Source organism: Clostridium cellulovorans 743B (genome assembly GCF_000145275.1).
Taxonomy (GTDB): Bacteria; Bacillota; Clostridia; order Clostridiales; family Clostridiaceae; genus Clostridium_K; species Clostridium_K cellulovorans.
Genome location: NC_014393.1, coordinates 716,134 through 737,424 on the forward strand (window position 1 = coordinate 716,134; position 21,291 = coordinate 737,424).

General features: G+C 31.4%; 17 protein-coding genes. 14 read left to right on the forward strand and 3 right to left on the reverse strand.

Annotated elements, in window-relative coordinates; translation table 11 throughout:
* Window positions 1-205: 205 nt before the first annotated feature.
* The 4 genes from CLOCEL_RS02975 (at window position 206) to CLOCEL_RS02990 (ending at window position 4,713) form a co-directional block, all read left to right on the forward strand.
* Window positions 206-1,909, forward strand: a complete 1,704-nt coding sequence (locus CLOCEL_RS02975) for a methyl-accepting chemotaxis protein (protein WP_010074874.1) — start codon at window positions 206-208, stop codon at window positions 1,907-1,909.
* Between the two features lie 227 nt (window positions 1,910-2,136).
* On the forward strand, window positions 2,137-2,832 hold the full coding sequence (locus tag CLOCEL_RS02980; protein ID WP_010074873.1) for an ABC transporter ATP-binding protein: 696 nt from the start codon (window positions 2,137-2,139) through the stop codon (window positions 2,830-2,832).
* Between the two features lie 3 nt (window positions 2,833-2,835).
* On the forward strand, window positions 2,836-4,419 hold the full coding sequence (locus CLOCEL_RS02985) for a putative ABC exporter domain-containing protein (RefSeq protein ID WP_010074872.1): 1,584 nt from the start codon (window positions 2,836-2,838) through the stop codon (window positions 4,417-4,419).
* 27 nt (window positions 4,420-4,446) lie between these two features.
* Window positions 4,447-4,713 (forward strand): hypothetical protein, encoded by a 267-nt coding sequence (locus CLOCEL_RS02990; RefSeq protein ID WP_010074871.1) that lies wholly within the window; start codon window positions 4,447-4,449, stop codon window positions 4,711-4,713.
* A gap of 124 nt (window positions 4,714-4,837) precedes the next feature.
* On the opposite strand, the gene CLOCEL_RS02995 is transcribed toward CLOCEL_RS02990, so the two are convergent.
* Window positions 4,838-5,374: a DUF4829 domain-containing protein gene (locus tag CLOCEL_RS02995; RefSeq protein ID WP_242655205.1), complete on the reverse strand. Its 537-nt coding sequence runs from the start codon at window positions 5,372-5,374 to the stop codon at window positions 4,838-4,840.
* A 423-nt stretch (window positions 5,375-5,797) separates the two neighbouring features.
* Here CLOCEL_RS02995 and CLOCEL_RS03000 point away from each other — a divergent pair, with 423 nt between their 5' ends.
* From CLOCEL_RS03000 to CLOCEL_RS03025, 6 genes are read left to right on the forward strand one after another with little or no spacing between them, the layout of a single operon-like run.
* Window positions 5,798-6,172, forward strand: coding sequence for a GntR family transcriptional regulator (locus tag CLOCEL_RS03000; protein WP_010074869.1), 375 nt, complete (start codon window positions 5,798-5,800; stop codon window positions 6,170-6,172).
* Window positions 6,169-6,870 (forward strand): ABC transporter ATP-binding protein, encoded by a 702-nt coding sequence (locus CLOCEL_RS03005; protein ID WP_010074868.1) that lies wholly within the window; start codon window positions 6,169-6,171, stop codon window positions 6,868-6,870. Before CLOCEL_RS03000 ends, CLOCEL_RS03005 begins: the two co-directional genes overlap by 4 nt.
* Window positions 6,863-7,663: a hypothetical protein gene (locus CLOCEL_RS03010; protein ID WP_010074867.1), complete on the forward strand. Its 801-nt coding sequence runs from the start codon at window positions 6,863-6,865 to the stop codon at window positions 7,661-7,663. Before CLOCEL_RS03005 ends, CLOCEL_RS03010 begins: the two co-directional genes overlap by 8 nt.
* A 38-nt stretch (window positions 7,664-7,701) precedes the next feature.
* Window positions 7,702-8,379 carry an ABC transporter ATP-binding protein gene (locus CLOCEL_RS03015; protein ID WP_010074866.1) on the forward strand — a complete coding sequence of 226 codons (678 nt, stop codon included), beginning with the start codon at window positions 7,702-7,704 and terminating at the stop codon, window positions 8,377-8,379.
* Entirely contained in the window at window positions 8,379-9,545 is a 1,167-nt protein-coding gene (locus CLOCEL_RS03020) for an HlyD family secretion protein (RefSeq protein ID WP_010074865.1), read from the forward strand. The genes CLOCEL_RS03015 and CLOCEL_RS03020 overlap by 1 nt, the downstream gene beginning before the upstream one ends.
* A gap of 44 nt (window positions 9,546-9,589) precedes the next feature.
* A complete protein-coding gene (locus CLOCEL_RS03025; RefSeq protein WP_010074864.1) occupies window positions 9,590-12,079 on the forward strand; it encodes an FtsX-like permease family protein in 2,490 nt (829 codons plus the stop codon).
* 279 nt (window positions 12,080-12,358) lie between these two features.
* Here CLOCEL_RS03025 and CLOCEL_RS03030 read toward each other — a convergent pair whose 3' ends face one another.
* Both CLOCEL_RS03030 and CLOCEL_RS03035 read right to left on the reverse strand, forming a co-directional pair.
* The gene (locus tag CLOCEL_RS03030; RefSeq protein ID WP_010074863.1) at window positions 12,359-13,600 is read right to left on the reverse strand and encodes a DUF445 domain-containing protein; all 1,242 of its coding nucleotides are present in this window, start codon (window positions 13,598-13,600) and stop codon (window positions 12,359-12,361) included.
* 11 nt (window positions 13,601-13,611) lie between these two features.
* Complete coding sequence (locus CLOCEL_RS03035) at window positions 13,612-14,916, reverse strand: DUF445 domain-containing protein (RefSeq protein WP_010074862.1); 1,305 nt, start codon at window positions 14,914-14,916, stop codon at window positions 13,612-13,614.
* Window positions 14,917-15,230: 314 nt separating this feature from the next.
* Between CLOCEL_RS03035 and CLOCEL_RS03040 the strand changes: the two genes are divergently transcribed.
* The 4 genes from CLOCEL_RS03040 (at window position 15,231) to xylB (ending at window position 21,275) form a co-directional block, all read left to right on the forward strand.
* Window positions 15,231-17,540: a glycoside hydrolase family 95 protein gene (locus CLOCEL_RS03040; RefSeq protein WP_010074861.1), complete on the forward strand. Its 2,310-nt coding sequence runs from the start codon at window positions 15,231-15,233 to the stop codon at window positions 17,538-17,540.
* 102 nt (window positions 17,541-17,642) lie between these two features.
* On the forward strand, window positions 17,643-18,962 hold the full coding sequence (gene xylA, locus CLOCEL_RS03045; protein ID WP_010074860.1) for a xylose isomerase: 1,320 nt from the start codon (window positions 17,643-17,645) through the stop codon (window positions 18,960-18,962).
* 159 nt (window positions 18,963-19,121) lie between these two features.
* Entirely contained in the window at window positions 19,122-19,769 is a 648-nt protein-coding gene (gene fsa, locus CLOCEL_RS03050) for a fructose-6-phosphate aldolase (RefSeq protein WP_010074859.1), read from the forward strand.
* A 15-nt stretch (window positions 19,770-19,784) separates the two neighbouring features.
* Window positions 19,785-21,275 carry a xylulokinase gene (xylB, locus tag CLOCEL_RS03055; RefSeq protein ID WP_010074858.1) on the forward strand — a complete coding sequence of 497 codons (1,491 nt, stop codon included), beginning with the start codon at window positions 19,785-19,787 and terminating at the stop codon, window positions 21,273-21,275.
* The last annotated feature ends 16 nt before the right edge of the window (window positions 21,276-21,291 follow it).

Below are 21,291 nucleotides of genomic sequence, written 5' to 3' on the forward strand. Positions count from 1 at the left end.
TTGTTAAAAATAAATTAACAAATTAAAAAAATAAAAAGTAGAAAAAAAAACGTTGTATTGAATAGATTTTAATACAATGTTTTTTTTATTTATAACTGGGATAAATAAAAAAAAAATAAAGAATATGGAGATTTAAACGATATTTATATATACACAGATATGTAGAAAACGTTTAAAATTCACATCGATTAGGGGGATTCGTATAATGAAGGGTTTTAAAATGAGGGGAAAAATATTAATATTGGTAATAGCCTTAATTCTATCTACTGGTATAACATCACTAGTAATTGGATATTCATCATCTAGCTCATTAGCCAAAGATGGTATTTATGAAGAACTTACATCTGTTGAGAAGATGACTGTATCATTAATAAATGAAAAATATCCAGGAGATTGGAAGTTGGATGGTAATAAACTATATAAAGGTGATAACTTAATTAATGAAGATAATGAATTTGTTGACTTTGTTAAGGAACAGACTAATTGTGAGATAACTATATTTAGAAAAGATACAAGAATAGTAACAACAATTTCTGAAGATGGGAAGAGGATAGTAGGAACTACTGCTAAGGAAAATGTAGTTTCAACTGTTATAGACAATAAAAAGGATTACCAAGGAAATGTTGAGATTTCTGGTGAACCCTTTTTAGTTAAATATTCACCTATTGTAGATTCAAAGGGAAATGCAATAGGTATGGTGTTTATAGGAAAAGAAAATTCTGATGTGAGAAGTATGATAAATAGTTCTATAGCGCTTATGCTTATAGCTACTGTTGTTATAAGTATTTTAGCTTATATATTATCTGCAATTATAGTTAAGAAAATAATAAATCCAATAATCATATCTATAGAGTGCCTAAAGAAAGTTGCTAATGGAGATTTAACTTTAGATATACCTGAAGATCTAACGGTAAGACACGATGAAGCAGGTGAATTAGCAAAAGCAGTTCAAAATATGCAGAAATCATTAAAAGCTATCGTAACGAACATAAAAAAAGTAACTGGTGAAGTATATGAAAACTCAGAGAATCTTTTAGCGATTTCAGAAGAAATGTCAGCAACCTCTGATAATATATCTCATGCTGTTCAAGAAATGGCATCAGGATCTACATCCCAAGCTCAAGATTTATCTACAGTCACAGAGGCATTAAATGATTTTGGGGATAAAATTGAGGATACTAAGGAGTCAGTAAGTGTAATTTATAATGGATCTGTAGAGATAGGAAATATGACTTCTTCAAGTAATGAAGATATGAAAAATGTAGTTAACTCAATTAATTCAGTAAAATCAGAGTTTGATGGATTTACACATAAAATCCAGGGGCTAGGGGATAACATAAAGAGAATTAATGAAATAACTGAAGCTATTAACAGCATAGCGCAACAAACAAATCTTTTAGCCTTGAATGCAGCTATAGAAGCAGCAAGAGCTGGTGAAAGTGGAAGAGGTTTTGCTGTTGTTGCGGAAGAAATAAGAAAACTAGCAGAGCAAAGCAGTGAATCTTCAGATAACATAAAAGCATTAGTAGAGTCTATCTCTAAAGATGCGGACAACATAGTACATAGTTCTACAATTGTAAATGATCAGTTAACAGAGCAACTTGATGTGATTGATAATACAATAGTATCCTTTAAGAAAATAACTAAATCCATAGAATCTATAATACCTAAAATGAATGGTGTTAATAAGGCGACAAATGATATAAATGAAAGCAAGGATGGAATATTAGGAAAAGCAGAAAATACTGCTGCTATTGCTGAGGAAATATCAGCATCTTCAGAGGAAATTGCGGCTTCAACTCAAGAGATGAATAATGCGGCTTGTCAGGTGGCAAAATCTGCTGAGGAGTTGACACTTCAGACAAAAAGACTTATTGAAGAAATCGAAGTATTTAAAGTGGAGAAATAGTTTGAAATTGGGAGAGAGAACTTATCTCTCTCTTTTTATTGCTAGGAATTTCAAGTTTGTGATTCTGAAAATGCATTTACTATATATTCCATTTGACGTATAATCTGAATAAAGCGTTATCATAAGGTAATGTGGTAGTCTAATTTATTTTATTAATTAATGTGAATAGGAGGTGGATTTTAGTGAGTTTCGGTGTTTATGATACCTTATCTCATTAAAGATAATTTATGTTAAAGGTTACGAACTTAACTAAGAAATATGGAAAAATGTTAGCTGTTAAAAATGTAAGTTTTTTCGTTGAAACTGGAGAGATTGCTGTACTTGCTGGGCCTAATGGTGCAGGAAAGTCTACAGTTATTAAGTCAATTGTCGGCCTTTTAAGATACCAAGGAAGTATAACTGTTAATGATAAGATTAATAAGAGTATTGAAGGTAAGAGTTATATAGGTTATATTCCAGAAATCCCTTCCTTATTTCCGTTGCTTACAGTTAGCGAACATATAACACTTATGGCACATGCTTTTGGAATAAAAGATTATGAAACCGAAGCAGAAGAACTTTTGAAAGCCTTTGATCTTTGGGATAAGAAGGATAAGTTTGGTAGTGAACTTTCCAAAGGTATGCAACAAAAGGTAAGTATTTGTTGTGCAATTATAACTAAGCCAAAGATACTTTTAGTAGATGAACCAATGGTTGGTCTAGATCCAAAAGCAATTAGAACTATGAAAAATCTTCTTCTTAAGTTAAAAGAACAAGGCACATCTATAGTTGTCAGCACTCATCTTCTAGATTCAGTTCAAGATCTTTGGGATAGAATTATCATAATGAAAGATGGAGAATTTGTTTATTCTAATACTAAGCATGAAATAGGCAAGGAAGATAAATCTCTTGAGGACATATTCTTTGAATATACGGAGGAATAACTTATGAAAGCTCTTATATATTTAATGAAAACAAATATCATAAATTATTTTAAGCAGCTTAAGAAAAAGCCTGCTAAGGCAATTGGACCTATCGCGATGGTTGTATTTATGATAACTATGTTCCTTTCAAAAAATGATACTTCTAAAACCTTGGATATAGATATATTTATAAGCTTATTTCTTTTGATAACCATAAGTGCGTTTATTTATTCCTTATATACTGGAACTAAGAGTATAAATTCAAAGTTTAATATGGCTGATGTAAATCTTATATTTGTTTCACCTATAAAACCTCAGACAGTTATGATTTATGGAATAATAAAAAAGATGTCTGTAGAGTTGTTTGCTTATTTTTATATAATATATCAAATTCCTAATTTGACTAAATCTATGGATATTACTATAGGGCAAACTGTATCTGTAATAATAATTTTTATTATCATGCAAATTGTATTTTGTAACATAGTAAAACTCTTAGTGTTTGTATTAAATTCAAAATATCCATTGCTAGGAAGGATAATTCGTTTAACAATAAAAATTGTAGGTGCTGTACTGTGTGTAGCAGCAGTGTTAATTTTCTTGAAAGGCAGACCTATAACCTTTGTAAAGGAATTGTATAGTTCTATAGGACAGGATTCATGGATTAAGTTCATTCCTATATTTGGATGGGTAAGAGAAATGGTTTATCAAAGCCTTACAACGATAAATATGACCTTTTTCTTATACCTTGCGATGATTATATTTTTAAGTGTTCTGTTAGTATACATAACATATTGTATAGAGATTGACTTTTATGAAGATATGTTATCATCAGCTGAAGCCAATGAAGTGATTAAGAAGGCTAAAAATAGAGAACAGGTTACTACAGAGTCAAATAGAAATAATAGGCTATTTAAAGCTTTTAGAAAAGTTCAATTAAAATTAGATAACAAGTATAAAGCGGAAGTTTTATTTTATAAGCATTTAAATGAATATTCAAAAAGAAGTTTTTTATTTTTTATTAATACGTACTCCATTATATTATTATTAGTATCGCTTACCTTGGGGATTTTTGCAAAGGGAGTAGAAATAAAACTTGTTTATATGATTTTCTGTGGCTTACTTTTCTTTGGAGCAGGTCTTGCAGGGAAGATATATTATGAGATAACAAATCCACTTATTTTTATGATTCCAGATTCACCACAGAAGAAATTGTTTTATGGAACAGCTTCTTCTTTAATAAAACTTGTTTCTGACAGCATAATATTATTTATTCCCTTTGGTATTTTAAGTGGTGTATCAATAATTGAAATGTTTCTGTGTTGCATAAGCTATGTGCTTTTAGGAGCAATGTTTTCTTACAGTGGACTTGTTGGTTTTAGAATCTCAAATTACTTTGGATTTACAGATCAAATATCACAAGGTGTATTTTTTATGTTTTTTCAGATGTTTTTATTGGTTCCAGCTGCTATAATGGTGATAACCTTAGGGGTTGCCACAGAATTCAGTGGTTATGCAATATATTTAGCAATGATAGCCTATACTTCAGTATTAACAGTAATATTTTCCTTTGGTGCTGTAGGAATTTTTGATAATATGGAACTATAGATGAAAAGACAATTGGAGGAGTCCTTGATGATGGTAAAGATTTGGGGTAAGTTAATTAAGAATAACAAGATAATTAAACAAGCTGTTGCTAGTTCAGATATACATGATACATACCAGGAAAACTTAACTGAATGTATTGTTGAACTTTGCTATGGTTTTGATATAGGAAAGCCATATTGGTTAACGAAGAATGCCGATGAGTACAATAAGAGATATAAAACAACCTTTAATGTAGATAATTTTATAGAATCAATAGAGTTTGATAAGTTTATTATTGAGGCTTTAGAGGAATAAATTTCAATAGTATAAAAACAACCAATGGGTTTAGGATAACTCATTGGTTGTTTTGTTAAGTGAAAAATAATCATTCTCAGGTCGTAAAATATCATTATTCTGGGAGGTTGAAAGGTAGGAATGATTAATGATAACCATAGATGTCAAATATTCTCCAAGGTGTATTTTCCTTTTCCTGTACAACTATAAAATCTCTTGTCCAATTCCCATTACTCCATTGCGCTGCTGAGGCATATTTATCTGTAAGCTTAATTGTATAGTTGACTTCTATCACTTGAAATTCATAGGGGTTAAACTTGTTAATTGTATCCATAAAATTATATGAAATAAAATCAGGGTTGTTAGAGTATTCTTCTTCACTTAGCTTTTTTAAACTGTGTATTGTTATTGCTTCAGCATATTCTCCTTCATCAAAGAGGTTTTTGTAAATCTGTGATTGGTTATTGAATTCTGGGCTATCTATAAATAACTTACTAAGTTCATCATACTTATCATTTATTTGAATTTTAAATTTATCAAGAATAACTTTTTCTGCATCAGATTTTGGTTCTATTTCTGCTTTGAAAAATCTTGTGTCATTATGATACTCTAGTTCATAAGATGCTGATACATTTGAAGTACCATCACTTAGAGAACTATTTGCAGTAGAAGATTCTTTCACAGGTTTTTCTGTTTTTGAGCATCCAGCTCCAGTAAATAAAGCTATGACTAGAAATATAGATAATAAGCTTTTCTTATTGTTTAGCAAGGATTTCACATTCCTTTAAATAATATATCTGAGTTTACATATAAATATCTGAAATAAATATCCCAAATTGAAATAATTAGATTATAGGTAAATAATATCATTTGTTTGGAGGCAATAGTAAAATCTAAACTAAAGTTTATATTTGGCTACTAAAATGCTTTTAATAAATTTTAAGTAGGTGTTTTGTAGGTTAAATACAAAAAATAATTAATCTATATGAGATACAAGGAATAATTACATATACATGGATATTTAACATGAAAATGTATTGACATTATTTGTTTATGAGTGTATTATGACATTAGTACACTAAAACATAGATATTGGAGGTGTGTAATGAGTTATTATTTTGATGATAAAATCCCAATATACCTGCAGATAATGGATATCATAAAACAAAACATTGTAAGTGGAGAATTATCAGAAGGTGATAAGCTGTTGTCTGTAAGAGAAATGGCTGAGAAATATAGCGTAAATCCAAATACAATTCAAAGAGCTTATCAAGAGCTAGAAAGAAACAATATCATTTACACTCAGAGAGGAATGGGAACATTTATAACGAAGGATAGCAGCAAAATTGAAGAAATTAAAAACACAATGGCTGTAGATATTGTTATAACTTTTATAGATGGAATGAAAAAAATTGGGTTTGCTTCAGAGGAGGCTATTAAGGTTCTTCAAAACTATGTTGCAAAGGAGATGAAAGGGTGAAGTCTATTTTAGAAATAGAAAATTTATCTAAGAGTTTTTCAAGAAGAAAAGCTTTAGATGGTATAAGTCTTAATTTAGAAAATAGTAAGGTTCTTGGACTAATCGGACCAGCTGGGAGCGGAAAAACTACTTTAATTAATATAATAGCTGGGCTTGCTAAACAAGACCAAGGAACAATTAAAATAGATGACCATGAACCAGGAGTATATACAAAAGAGATAGTTTCTTATCTACCTCAAGGAAATCATCTTCACAACTGGATGACTGTAAAAGAAGAAATCGGATTTTTCCAAGACTTTTATAAAGACTTTGATAAGAAAAAGGCAGAAAATCTGCTTAGTGACATGAATATTGATGGAAAAATCAAGGTTGGAAATCTTTCAAAGGATAATCTTGAAAAGTTAAAGCTTACTTTAATATTTTCAAGAAAAGCAAAATTGTACCTGTTAGATGAGCCTTTTAGTGGTGCTGATTCATTAGTAAGGGATGAGATAATAGATATAATTTTAAGAAGCTATGATGAAGAAAGCTCAGTAATTCTTTCTTCTAAGGATGCTAAAATTTTTGAAAGATTAGTAGATAAAGTTGCTTTTATTTCAGGTGGAAAAATTCTTTTAAGTGGAGATCCAGAAGATCTTAGACATGAAAGAAGAATGTCAATTGATGATTTATACAGGGAGGTAATTAAAAATGTTTAAATTATTAAAGTATGAATTAAAAGCTAGAAATAAGATAATATTTGCTACTTGTATAGCTTTAATTTTAATAAATCTATTTGCTCTTATTAGCTTTAAGTGGGGCGGATTAATGTCTAATTCAAAAGGACTTTCTTTCTCAGGAGATGTAGATTTAAATTTCACTTCAATAATGTCAATGTTGGTAGCTATAATCATAAATGGAGTTAGCATGATTGTCGCTATAATTATGGCTATTAGAATATTGTTAAAGGATATCTTTAGCGATTCGGGAAAGTTACTTTTCACACTACCTAAGAATGGTTGCACTATAGTTGGTGCAAAATTGATTTCTGCAGCTGGAGAATTCCTAATTTATTTTTCTATAATATTAGTTTTTGCAGCACTTCATGTTATGAAGATAGTTAAAGCGTCAGAAGCGGCTATTGGAAAGACTCTTTACTTAATGGACGATCTTTTGTATATAGCAGTAATTGCACTAGTTGGCTATGTTTTTGTTATTGTATTAGCCTATTTCTCTATAATTCTGTTTAGAAGCATAGCTAAGACAAAGTCACTTGCAACAGTTTTAGCAGTTATTGCTTTCTTCGCATTAAACGGTGCCTTTGGAGCAATAGGAAGATTAATTAAGAATGCAATGCCAATATATATCGAACTTCAAAAATTTACAATAGAAAGTACTTCATCAGCATCTATTACTCAGACAAGTGTAACTGGACTTTTGTTTAAAATAGTTGTTGCTATAGTATTGTTTGCAGTATCAGCAAGCATCATTGAAAAGAGAGTAGAGATCTAAAGTTAATAAAACGAGCCTTTGGAAGGGGGAAAAGTTTGGTGAGTTACGTAATTGAAGTAGAAGATTTACATAAGAGCTATCAAATGGGGGATATGTCTGTTGATATTCTTAAAGGTATAAGCTTGAATATCTCTTTAGGAGAATTTGTTTCAATAATGGGACCTTCAGGTTCTGGAAAAAGTACATTGCTTTATCTTTTAGGAGGTCTAGATAAACCAACAAAAGGAAGCATAAAAATAAAAGGTTCTGATATTGCAAAAATGAATGATAAAGCTGAGAGTATAATGAGAAGAAGAGAAATTGGTTTTGTGTTTCAGTTTTATAATCTAATACCTAACTTAACTGTTGAAGAAAACATAATGCTTCCTCTTTTGCTAGATGGCAAAAAGACAAATAAGTATAAAAAAGAGCTCAATGATATTCTTGAAATAGTAGGACTTACAGAAAGAAGAAACCATACACCAAGAGAACTATCTGGTGGACAGCAGCAAAGAGTTGCAATTGCAAGGGCATTAATTAATGAGCCAGATATTATATTAGCTGACGAACCTATCGGAAATCTTGATTCCAAAACTGGAAATGAGATAATGAATCTTTTCCAAAAAATAAATAAGGAAAAGGGAAAAACTATTGTCCAAGTTACGCACTCTATAGAATCTGCTGGCTTTGGTCAAAGAATAATAAATGTTAGAGATGGAAAGGTGGAAAATATCTAATGAAAAAGCTATTTATTATGTTTCTTATTGCGGCTGCTATGACCACACTTACTGCTTGTAGTGAGAGTCAACAATCAGTAACTGTAACTGCATCAAATTCAACTGAAGAAGCTAGTAGTACTGGAAATGTTCAAGCTTATGGGGTTATAAAATCAGGAACTGTTAAAAATATCAATGTCAATTTCCCAACAGCAGTTGAGGAGATATATGTTAAAGCTGGCCAAAAGGTAACTAAGGGTGAAAAGTTAGTAAGAATAAATATATCTGAATATGAGGGGCTTATAAAAAACAAGGAACATGAAGCTAGAGTTGCTCAATTAGAAGTTCAAAGTGCTCAAAACGGGGAAAATATAGATCTTCAAAATGAAACTATAAGAAAATTGAATGAAGATTTAGTTACAAAACAAGGGTATCTTAATAATAATAGCAGTCCAGAAATGATAAAGCTTCAAAAAGATCTAACTTATTGTCAAAATGCTTACAATAAAGCAAAGTCAGCGTTAGATGCAAATGAAGCAGCTGCTAAACAAAATAAATTATCTTCAGCAACAGAATTAGAGGAAAGCAGAAGTAAAGAGCAAGAGGCTTTCAAAGCTTTAGAAGATGTGAAATTTGATATAGATACATTAAATGCAAAATTAAAAGAGGAAATAGGACAAATACAATCAGATATATCTAAAGCTCAAATTCAGCAGAATACTATTACAGCAGGAAATGTGCCAGAGGTTCAGACAGAAAAGTTAAATCAATTAAACGAAGAAATTGCATTGATGAGAAAGAATTTAGAAGAAGCATTCTTAAAAGATGGAATAATCTCTTGTGATGTTGATAGTGCAGTTGTAGGAGATGTTATTAGCAATGTTGGTGAGGCTGTTGAAAAGAATGTAAAACTTTTAAGTTTAATAGATACAAAACAACTTATTGTAGAAGCTGATATATCAGAAGAATTCTACAAGGATGTTAAACAAGGAGCAACTGTAAAAATAATACCGATTGCTGATAAATCAAAAGAGTATACAGGAAAGGTAACATATATCGCAAGTAATGTTACTAAGGAAAATACAGAATCAATAATCAAAGCTCAGATCACAATAGAAAATGCTGATGAGTTCTTACTACCAGGATTAAATGTAAATTTACAGATTAATGCACAAGGTGTTAAATAAGAGGTCTAGGCTTCAGAAAATTATTGGTTACAAAGGGGAATATTATGAGTATTGTTTTAAAAATGCTAATAAAAAATATTACTAGTAAGAAAGCCAGGACCTTCTTAATACTTTTTTCAATAATTTTATCTACAGCAGTATTCTTCTCCTCCATTGCTATTTCTGGAAGTATATTAAAAACTGTATTGGGATCAGTAACACAGGTTGTTGGTGTTTCTGATATTACAATCTCTCCTACAGAGAAATCAGATAGTAAATTTCTTAGTCAAAGTGCACTAGAGAAATATAAAAATGATTTTGACATAGTTGTTGGGGAATTAGATGCTAGTGGGGTTTACAATGTAACCCTTGGAGAAAGCGTACCTGTAATAGTAAAAGGTGTAGTTCCAGAGGAATTAAATAAAGTTAACCCTTTTAGTATAGCTAGTTCTCTAGAAAATGAAGAGTTTAAGGGCAAAAGCATAATAGTAAGTAGTACTGTAGCTGAAGATCATAACCTTAAGCTTGGAGATACTATAACGGTTGTTATAAAGGGACAAGAGCAGAGATTTACCCTATGGGGTATAGCTTCAGCTAAAGGACCATTTAGTAAAGCGATAACTGTTCCCAATTTTGCAATACCAGAGGAAACAATGGCATCTTTGTTGGATGCTCATGGTAAAAAGAATATACTTTACATAAAACTTAAAGATACAAGTTTGAAAAAGTCTATGGTGAAGACTTTACAATCAGATTATAAATCATATCAAGTAAAAGAGACATTTAATGTAGAAAAACTGCAAAGTAATCTTTCTGATATTTCATCTATATTCTTATTACTATCAGGAATAGTTTTCTTTATGAGTGCTTTTATAATTTATTCATCCTTTAAGGTAATAGCAGCAGAACGAATTCCTGTAATAGGAACCTTGAGGAGTATAGGAGCTACAAAGAAAACTACCAATACAATATTGTTAGGTGAAAGTATTTTATATGGTACAATAGGAGGGTTTCTTGGCTGTGGTTTTGGAATAGGTCTTTTATATGTTCTATCATTATATATGAGTGATATAGCTAATGTAACACCAGGATTGCAGCTAAATACTACAATACAGTTTTCTTTTGCGCAACTTGCGGTAGCCTTTATAATATCTATATTATTAAGCTTTATTAGTTCTATCTTCCCTATTATGAAGATTTCTAAAATTCCTATTAAGGATGTAATATTAAGAACTGCAGAGTTAGTTAAAAAGGATAAAAAAATAAAAATACTGCTACCAATAATATGTGTAGTAATTGCTTATTTAATTACTATACCTAAGTATAATCCAGATGATAACTTATTCCTAGGGTTAGCAATGTTGTTTGCGTTGCTTGCAATAGTATTCTTTATACCTTATGCAACTAAGTTATTCGTTAAGTTATTCGAAAAAATATATGTTGTTATTTTTGGGAACATCGGAATATTGGCTGCAAAGAATTTAAGGGAGAATAAGGGTGTATTAAATAACATGATAATGCTTGCCATAAGTATTTCAGTTTTATTAGCCATAAATACAACTGGTTACAACACAGTATTATCAAGTTTAAATAGCTATAAAGGGGCAAACTTTGATTTAAAGATAACAGTTTCAAATGCGGAGAACTCTTTTGTGAATAAGCTTTATAACAAAGATGGAGTTGAAGACGTATATGTGGATTATGAATTTGAAAATATAAAAATAGTAGATACTGACACAGCAATTGGAACTGTAAAGGGAATAGATATGTTAAAGTTCTCAGATTTCTGGACCATAAGCACTGAAGAAGATTTTGGTGATATGTCTAAAGAACTTGATGCAGGAAGAAATATCATGATTTCTTCAACCTTGCAAAGAACTTTAGAGGTTCAGAAGGGTGACGTACTTAAGTTAAAAACAACTAGTGGTGAAAAAGAATATAAAATTATTGGATTCTTCAAAGATTTTATGAATGATAGCGATTATGCCTTAGTTTCTGAAAGATTTATGAAGGCTGATATGAAATCTAGTGAGGCCTCAGCTTATTATGTTAGGTCTAGTATAGCACCTAAGGAGTTGGGAAAAGAACTTAAAGCTGATTTTAAGAAGCTTAGTCCTAAAATTAATACAAAGGCTCAATTAGAACAAATAGAAGTTGATGATAATGTAAACACTATATCTCTAATGCAGAGCTTCTGTATAATGGCTATAGTAATAGGTTTCTTTGGTGTAATTAATAACTTAGTGCTTAGTTTTATGCAAAGAAAACAGTCTCTTGCAATGTTTAGATCTGTTGGTATGAGCAAAAAACAAATAGTATCTATGACCTTCATTGAAGCTTTCACAGGAGCTGTTATTGGAGGAATTATGGGAGTAGTTGGTGGTATAGGAATGACTTATATCCTATCAAAACTAGATGATTCAAAGCTAGTAATCCAAATTGAATATTTAGGATTATATGTAGCAATTGGTATTTTAGTTATGATACTAGCATCAATTATTCCAGTAGTTAAGTCTGCTAAGCTTAATTTAATTGAGGCTGTAAAACAAGAGTAGATTTAGAATTCATTGAAGAAATGAAATTTTAATCGAAAAAACATAATCAAGTGCTGAATAGTAATTTAGCGCTTGATTATGTTTTATTGTAGATATTTTTTACCGATGATAATTTATATATGTTGTAATAAGTTTCCTCAGTAACAGCATTGATTTCAAAACTAAATGTATAAGTTGTTAATAGAGATTCAATTATCCAACTTGTATATTATAGGCGTGTTTTAAAATTCTAGTGTTTGTAAAGAAGTAATTACCCTATACAGAAGGTTAACAAACCTTCTAGGATAATAATCCTCTAATTATTGGAGAAACGTAAGGCTCAAAAATTAAATTTAGAAAACCGAATAATACTAAGCCTATGCACCCTCCAAGGACAGAACCATTTATTCTAATCCATTGTAAGTCTTCACCAGCTTTATCCTCTACAAAGGCGTTTAACTTTTCATCTGTAAAGTTGTTTAAGGTATCACTTACAATACTGCCTATTACATTGTGATTTTCCTCTAAAAGATCACATATAAGTTCTTTAATGCCTCTATCTATAGCGCTTTTAATAGTGCTATTTTCTTTAAAGTAATCCCATAATTTCTCCACAATCGTATTTATAGATATCTCATTTATAGCTAATGGAAGTTGTGCTTCTATAATAGGTTTAAAATCTGTACTTTCTAATAGATTAAGCTTCCATTGCTCTATTGAAGCTGGCGAAAGCTCTATCCCATCTAGACTTCTAATTATATTTTCTACACATTCCTGTGGAAGTCCACTTTCTTCCTTCATAAGTTCTGTAAGGATAATTTTAAGTTGTGATTTTATTAAGTTTGCTAAATCTTCTGCCATTGATACATTTAATTTCTTTAGTAAGTTCTTTAGTGAAAAGCTTGATTTTTCCTCGCTGTTAGCAAGAATTTTTCGGGAAATAGTGAGTATTAGTTCGTCTAATTCCCCTTTTGAGAGCTTATTTAAAAGATCTTGTACCCATACTATTCTGTTTTCATATATAAATTTATCTTCTATAAAATCCTTGAGCTTATTTGATAAGCTTACGTTCTTTCCTTCTTTTCTTAGAAGATTTTCTATATAACTAGCTGCTACTTTCAAATCTTTTTTACAGATATACTTCATAATGAATTGTGAAAGCTTGTCTATATAATTTGTTTTTCTCTCTTTATCTTCATCAAAATATTTAACAAGTAGTTCAACTATCGCTAAGTTATCTATATGCTTTTTCAGTGTTTGCTTACTTAATAAATCTGTTTCAACTAGATTTGCTGTTGAATTTATAATGGACTTTCTGTTTCTTGGTATTATCTCAGTGTGGTAAGTAAAACCTAGTGGCTTTGTAAAAAGTGCAGTAACTGCAAACCAATCGGCTATACCTCCTACTAAAGAGGCTTCTGCTACAAATAACAATAGTTTAAATATAACAGCGTCTCTATAAAAATATCTTAATACTACACAGAGACAAAAGAAAATTACTGAAATACCTAGTGCCATATTAGCTTTACGTTTATAATTCATAGCCACTCCTCCTAAACTATCCAAAATGTAAGTAGATATGTAATTATTCCAACAAGTCCACCAACTAAAGAACCATTTATTCTAATAAGTTGAAGATCACTTCCTATGATAGGTTCTATCATATTTGAAAGTTCCTCACCTGATATACCATCCAACTTTTCTTTTACTATTAAGCCTATTTTATAGTGATTTTTTTCAACTGTCTGTTCAATAATGTTTTTTATAGCAGTATTAAAGGTTATTTGCTTTTCTTCATTTATCACAAAATCTTCAAGTTGATTCTCTACTTTGTCCAATAAACCTTCTGTAATATGAAAAGTTTTAGTAGGTTCTGATTTTAAACTAGAAATATATTGTGTTAATATTTCCCCAAGCTTTTTAATAACAGCGTCATTTCCAACTAGCTTTTCATTTTTCCAATTTTCTATAGAATTCTTTAAGGCATCATCAGTCTTTAATCTATCAAGTTGTTTTTTTGCAAAGGACTGTATTTGCCCTCGTTCAATACTATCTGGTTCTCTCATATCTGCTAAGAAACCTACTAATTTTTCTTGAACACCTTTTGAAATATTCTCTAGGTTTCCTTTTACAAAGAAGCCTACAATCATAATTAAAAAGCTTCCTCTGTTAAGTTCTAATATATGAAGCACAGCATCTTGAATAAGCATTTTTGCTTCGTAGGTTTTCGATAATTCCTCTATTTTATCGATTAATATATCTGTAATTTTTTCCTTGTAACCATTGTCCCACATCCAATCTAGAACTTGTGAAATAATATTTGAAAGCTCTAGTGACTTTAGATTATCCTTCAAAATTTTATTGGTAAGGGTCTCTATGTTTTCTAAATCTTTTTCATTTAGATTGCAAACTATTTCTTTAAAAACAGTATCTAATATAATATGTAAGTTTTGTTTTTTATCAGTTTTAATTTGATCTATTATAATACCTGAAGGATTAATATTTTCTAACTTGCTTATGATACTTTCTTTAGTTAGGAGTTCCTTCTCAACCATATCTACTAATGCTTGGAAGATACGCTCTCTATTTTTAGGTATTATTTCTGTTCTAATGAACTTGGAGGATTCAAATAATTTACGTAATACATTGCTATTTAATGGTGTTCTAAAGAGTGCCACAACAGCAAACCAATCAGCTAAGCCTCCTATCATTGCAGCACAACATAAGCTAGATATCAATCCACCTAAAAAACTGTAGTGGAATGGATATGATATAAAAAAAACTGCAGAAAAAATCAATAATATCCAAGTGGCTATATTGCTATTTTTTCTTTTTTCTTTACTAATGTTTCTTTCCATTTTTATTTCTCCCTAAATTTTTATAGTCCATTTATGAGGTTATTGATAACAGAAAAATTTATACTCAGTTATACAATTATATCATATTATGGGGTTAGGTTTCTTCATTAGATACCCAATGATTGTTAAGGTTTTGCAAAGAGTTAACACCAAATTAAATTACTTAAAACATTTATGGAGTAGTTTATAATCTTATAGATATCAAATTGAATACTTGGCCACTTTTTAAAAGAGTTTTAAAAAGATATTGTAATAAGAATAGTTAAATAGTAGAATAGTTTTGAAAACGATTATTCGAAAAAGGGGTGTAAATATTGAGCATCAAGGATTTAAAAAACTCAGAAGATTTATTTAAGCTCTGGTATGACGAACCAGCAGAAGTATGGAATTGGGATCAAGCGTTGCCAGTAGGTAATGGTAAACTTGGAGCTATGGTTTTTGGTCATGTGCATAAAGAGCAAATTCAACTTAATGAGGAAAGCCTATGGTCTGGTGGATATTTAGATAGAAATAATCCAGACGCTTTGGCTCAGCTTCCAAAGGTTAGACAACTTTTGTTTGATGGAAAACTAAAAGAAGCAGAAAGACTTTGTGCCATTGCCATGATGGGTACTCCAGAACATCAAAGACATTATGAAACCTTAGGGGACTTATTTATAGATTTTTATCATGATAGTGATGAGGTTAAAAATTATAGAAGAGAACTTGATATAAATAAAGCTATGGTTACAGTTCAATATGAAATAGATGGAGTGAATTTCAAAAGAGAGATTCTTTCCAGTGCTGTAGATGATGCCATAGTTATTAGAATAACTGCTGATAAAAAAGAAGCTATATCTTTTAGAGGTTTCGTGGGAAGAGAACTTTTCATGGACACAAGAACAGCACTAAATGACAGTACTGTAGCTTTAAGGGGTGGCTGTGGAGGTCCTGACTCTATTAACTACTCTATAATTTTAAAGGGAACTTCCGAAGGTGGAAACTTATATACTATGGGGGGAAATATAGTAGTAGAAAATGCTGACGCAGTAACTCTATATTTAACTTCTAAAACAAGCTATTTATCAAATGATTTTGATGCAGTGGCTATAAGTACAGCAGAGGCAGTTTCAAAAAGAACTTATGAGTCAATTCTTCAAGATCATATAGCTGAGTATCAAAGCTACTTTAGTAGAATGACTTTACAGCTTGGAAATAAGCAAGAAGCTTTAGAACTTTCAAAGATACCTACAGACGAAAGACTTGAAAGAGTTAAAGAAGGAAAACTAGATGATGGACTTATTTCTTTATATTTTCACTTTGGAAGGTATTTGCTAATTTCTTGTAGTAGACCGGGAACACTTCCAGCTAATCTTCAAGGAATATGGAATAAGCATCATACATCACCTTGGGGTTGTAAGTTTACTATTAACATAAATACAGAGATGAATTATTGGCCAGCGGAGACTTGTAATTTATCGGATTGCCATACACCTCTTTTTGATCTTATAGAGAAAATGAGAGAACCTGGAAGACACACTGCTAAGGTTATGTATGATTGCGGAGGATTTGTTGCTCATCATAACGTTGATTTATGGGGAGATACAGCACCACAGGATCATTGGATGCCTGCGACGGTATGGCCAATGGGAGCAGCTTGGTTATGTCTTCATCTTTGGGAGCATTATGAATTCACTTGTGATTTAAAGTTCTTGAAGAAAGCATATGAAACTTTAAAAGAATCAGCAGAATTTTTTGTTGATTATTTAATTGAAGACAGGAATGGATACTTAGTAACTTGTCCTTCTGTATCACCTGAAAATACTTATAGGCTTGAAAGTGGAGAAACAGGTTCTCTATGTATAGGACCTTCAATGGATAGCCAAATAATATATGCTTTATTCTCTAGCTGTATAGAGGCTTCTGAATTATTGAATACAGATAAAGAATTTGCAGAAACTCTAATTTCTCTTAGAGAAAGGTTACCAAAACCTTCAATAGGCAAGTATGGACAAATAATGGAATGGGCAGAAGATTATGATGAGGTAGAGCCAGGTCATCGTCACATATCGCAATTATTTGCATTACATCCATCAAATCAAATAACTGTTAAAGATACTCCACAACTTGCTAAAGCTGCAAGAAATACTCTTGAAAGAAGACTTGCTCATGGTGGCGGACATACTGGTTGGAGCAGAGCTTGGATAATAAATTTCTGGGCAAGACTTGAAGAGGGTGAAAAGGCTTATGAAAATATCAATGCTCTACTTGCAAAATCCACTTTAATCAACCTATTAGATAACCATCCACCATTCCAAATTGATGGAAACTTTGGTGGGGCAGCAGGTGTTGCTGAAATGTTAGTTCAAAGCCATAGCAACGAGATTAATATTTTTCCTGCAATGCCAAAACAATGGAGTGAAGGTGAAGTTACTGGTTTATGTGCTAGGGGTGGTTTCGAACTAAGTATAAAATGGACTGAAAATAAAGCTTATGTAACAGTAACTTCAAAGGCAGGTAATAGATGCATAATAAGAACTCCTAGATTTGCACATACTAGTGAAGAAGTTAGTGTTGAAAAACTTCAAGATAATGTAATAGCTTTTGATACAATAAAAGGCGAAGATTATCATTTAGAATTCTAAAACTTTTTAAAATACTTTTAAAAAGGTATTGAAAAAGTATTTTAAAAGTAGTAAAATTTAAATATAAACACTGTAAACAGTTACAAAATGGAGGTATTATTAATGAGAGAATATTTTGCAAATGTACCGAAAATAAAATACGAAGGAAAGGATTCAAAGAATCCACTTGCGTTTAAATATTATAATCCAGATGAAGTTGTTGGCGGAAAGACAATGAAAGAACACTTAAGATTCACATTATCTTACTGGCATACATTAACAGGTGCTGGTTCAGATCCATTTGGTGTTGGAACTATGTTAAGACCATGGGATTGTGCTGAAGATGAAATGGAATTAGCTAAGATGAGAATGGAAGCTAACTTTGAACTTATGGATAAGCTTGGAATAGAATATTTTGCTTTTCATGATAGAGATATCGCACCAGAAGGCAAAACTTTAGCTGACACAAATGAAAAATTAGATGAAATCGTAGCTTACTGCAAAGAATTAATGCAAAAGCATGGTAAAAAATTATTATGGGGAACAGCTAACATGTTTGGTAACCCAAGATTCGTTCACGGTGCAGCTACTACTTGCAACGCTGACGTATTTGCTTATGCAGCAGCTCAAACTAAAAAAGCTATGGATGTTACAAAGGAATTAGGCGGAGAAAACTATGTATTCTGGGGTGGAAGAGAAGGTTACGAAACTTTATTAAACACTGACCTAGGATTAGAACAAGATAACTTAGCTAGATTTTTCCAAATGGCTGTTGACTATGCTAAGAAAATTGGATTTACTGGTCAATTCTTAATCGAACCAAAACCAAAGGAACCAACAAAGCACCAATATGATTTTGACGTTGCAACTGTTTTAGGATTCCTTAGAAAATATAACTTAGAAAAATATTTCAAAATGAATATAGAAGCTAACCACGCAACACTTGCACAACACACATTCCAACATGAAGTTGCTGTTGCTAGAGTAAATGGAGTTCTTGGAAGTCTTGATGTTAACCAAGGAGATCCAAACTTAGGTTGGGATACAGACCAATTCCCAACAAACATCTATGATGCAACTATGGTTATGTACGAAGTATTAAAGAATGGTGGAATTGCACCAGGTGGATTAAACTTCGATGCTAAAACAAGAAGAGCTTCTTTTGAACCAGAAGATTTATTCCTTTCTTATATAGCTGGTATGGATACAATGGCTAAAGGTTTAAGAGTTGCATATTCACTTCTTGACGATGCTGTATTAGAAAACAATACTTCTGAAAGATACAAGACTTTCAGCGAAGGTATCGGTAAAGATATAGTTGAAGGAAAAGTAGACTTCGAATCATTAGAAAAGTATGCTCTTGAAAATTCAGTTATATCTAACAAATCAGGAAGACAAGAATACTTAGAATCTGTTGTTAACCAATACATCTTCAACGACTAATTTTAAACTAACAAATATTATTCTAAATAAAAGAATAGTTTTCAAGAAAACTGTAACAAAATACATTTAAGTAGCTAGAATTAAATTACACATAGTATAGAGGCAGTAGTTCATATTGTCTCTATATTTTATAAATAAATATAAAAGGGGTATAAAATTATGAAAATATTTATAGATACAGCTAATGTTGATGAAATTATCGAAGCTAACGACATGGGAGTTATTTGTGGTGTAACTACAAACCCTTCATTAGTAGCAAAAGAAGGAAAAGACTTTAATGAAGTTATAAAAACTATAGCATCAATCGTTGATGGTCCTATAAGTGGAGAAGTTAACAGTGATGATGCAGAAGGTATGATTGTTGAAGGAAGAGAAATAGCTAAAATCCACAAAAACATGGTTGTTAAAATTCCAATGACTAAAGAAGGTTTAAAAGCAGTTAAAGTTTTAACAGCTGAAGGAATTAAAACTAATGTTACTTTAGTATTTAGTGCTGCTCAAGCATTGCTTGCTGCAAACGCAGGAGCAACTTATGTAAGTCCTTTCGTTGGTAGATTAGACGATATCGGAAGCACTGGTATGGAGCTTATAGAAAAAATTGCTTACATATTTGAAAGACAAGATATAGAAACAGAAATTATTGCAGCTAGCATAAGAAGTTCAATTCACGCAATTGAAGCAGCAGAAGCTGGAGCACACATTGCTACAATTCCTTATGGAGTGTTAATGAACATGGCTAAACACCCATTAACAGATTCAGGTATCGAAAGATTTAAAAAAGATTGGGCAGATGCTTTTAATAAATAATAGGGAGGATTAACTATGAAATTTTTAGGAGTAGATTTAGGAACATCCTCAGTAAAAATCATTATGGTTGATGAAGAAGGAAAGCTTTTAAGTTCAGTTTCAAAAGAGTATCCTGTAAGTTATCCAAAGAACGGTTGGTCTGAGCAAAATCCAGAAGACTGGTGGAATGGCACTAAAGAAGGTATAAGGGAACTTATGGAGAAATCCAAGGTTAGTGGCGAAGAAGTTAAAGGCATAGGCTTTAGTGGTCAAATGCACGGACTTGTAATCCTAGATAAAGATAATAATGTATTGAGACCTGCAATTCTTTGGAATGATCAAAGAACTCAAGAAGAGTGTGATTATTTAAATAATGAAATTGGACAGGAAAAGATATCAAAGTATACTGGAAATAAAGCTTTAACTGGCTTCACAGCTCCTAAGGTTTTATGGGTTAGAAAACACGAAAAAGAAATTTTCGATAAAATTGCTCATATTTTATTACCTAAAGACTACATCAGATTTAAATTGACAGGAGAATTTGCTTCTGAAGTTTCTGATGCTTCTGGTACACTTTTCTTTGATGTTGAAAATAGACAATGGTCAAAGGAAATGATGGATATCCTAGGAATAAAGGAAGAACAACTTCCAAAGATGTATGAATCTTGGGAAGTTACAGGTAAGGTTACTAAAGAAGTAGCAGAATACATTGGTGTGTCATCAGAAACTGTTGTAGTTGGTGGTGGCGGAGACCAAGCTGCTGGTGCTATTGGTACTGGTACAGTTGATGCTGGAATTCTTTCAGTAGCGCTTGGAACTTCAGGAGTAGTATTTGCGTCAAGTGATAGTTATGCTGTAGATGATGAAAATACTCTTCATAGTTTCTGTCATGGAAACGGAAAATATCATCAGATGGGAGTTATGTTATCAGCTGCATCATCATTAAAATGGTGGGTTGAAGAAATAAACGAAGACTCTAAAGATTTTAATAAGTTACTTGCTGATGCAGAAAAATCTACAGTTGGTAGCAATGGAGTTATATTCCTTCCATATTTAACTGGAGAAAGAACTCCATATAGTGACCCTAATGCAAAGGGTGTTTTCTTTGGGCTGAATATCACAACTAAAAGAGAAGATATGACAAGAGCTGTATTAGAAGGGGTAGCATTTGGACTTCGTGATTCTCTTGAAATATTAAAGAGTCTTAATGTTCCAATAGAAGAAGTAAGAGTAAGCGGTGGTGGAGCTCAAAGTCCTCTTTGGAAACAAATCTTAGCTGATGTATTTAATGTTAAGGTTTCAATGATTAATTCAAAAGAAGGTCCAGCTTATGGAGCTGCTATATTAGCTATTGTTGGCTGTGGTGTTTATCCTACTGTTGATGAAGCTTGTAAGAACTTAATTAAGGTAACAGAGACTGTTCATCCTATAGCTGAAAATGTAGCAAAATATGAAAAACCATATGAAGTATATAGAAAGCTTTATCCAGCACTTAAGGATTCTTTTAAAGCAATAAATAATATTTAAGAACATAAAATAGCTA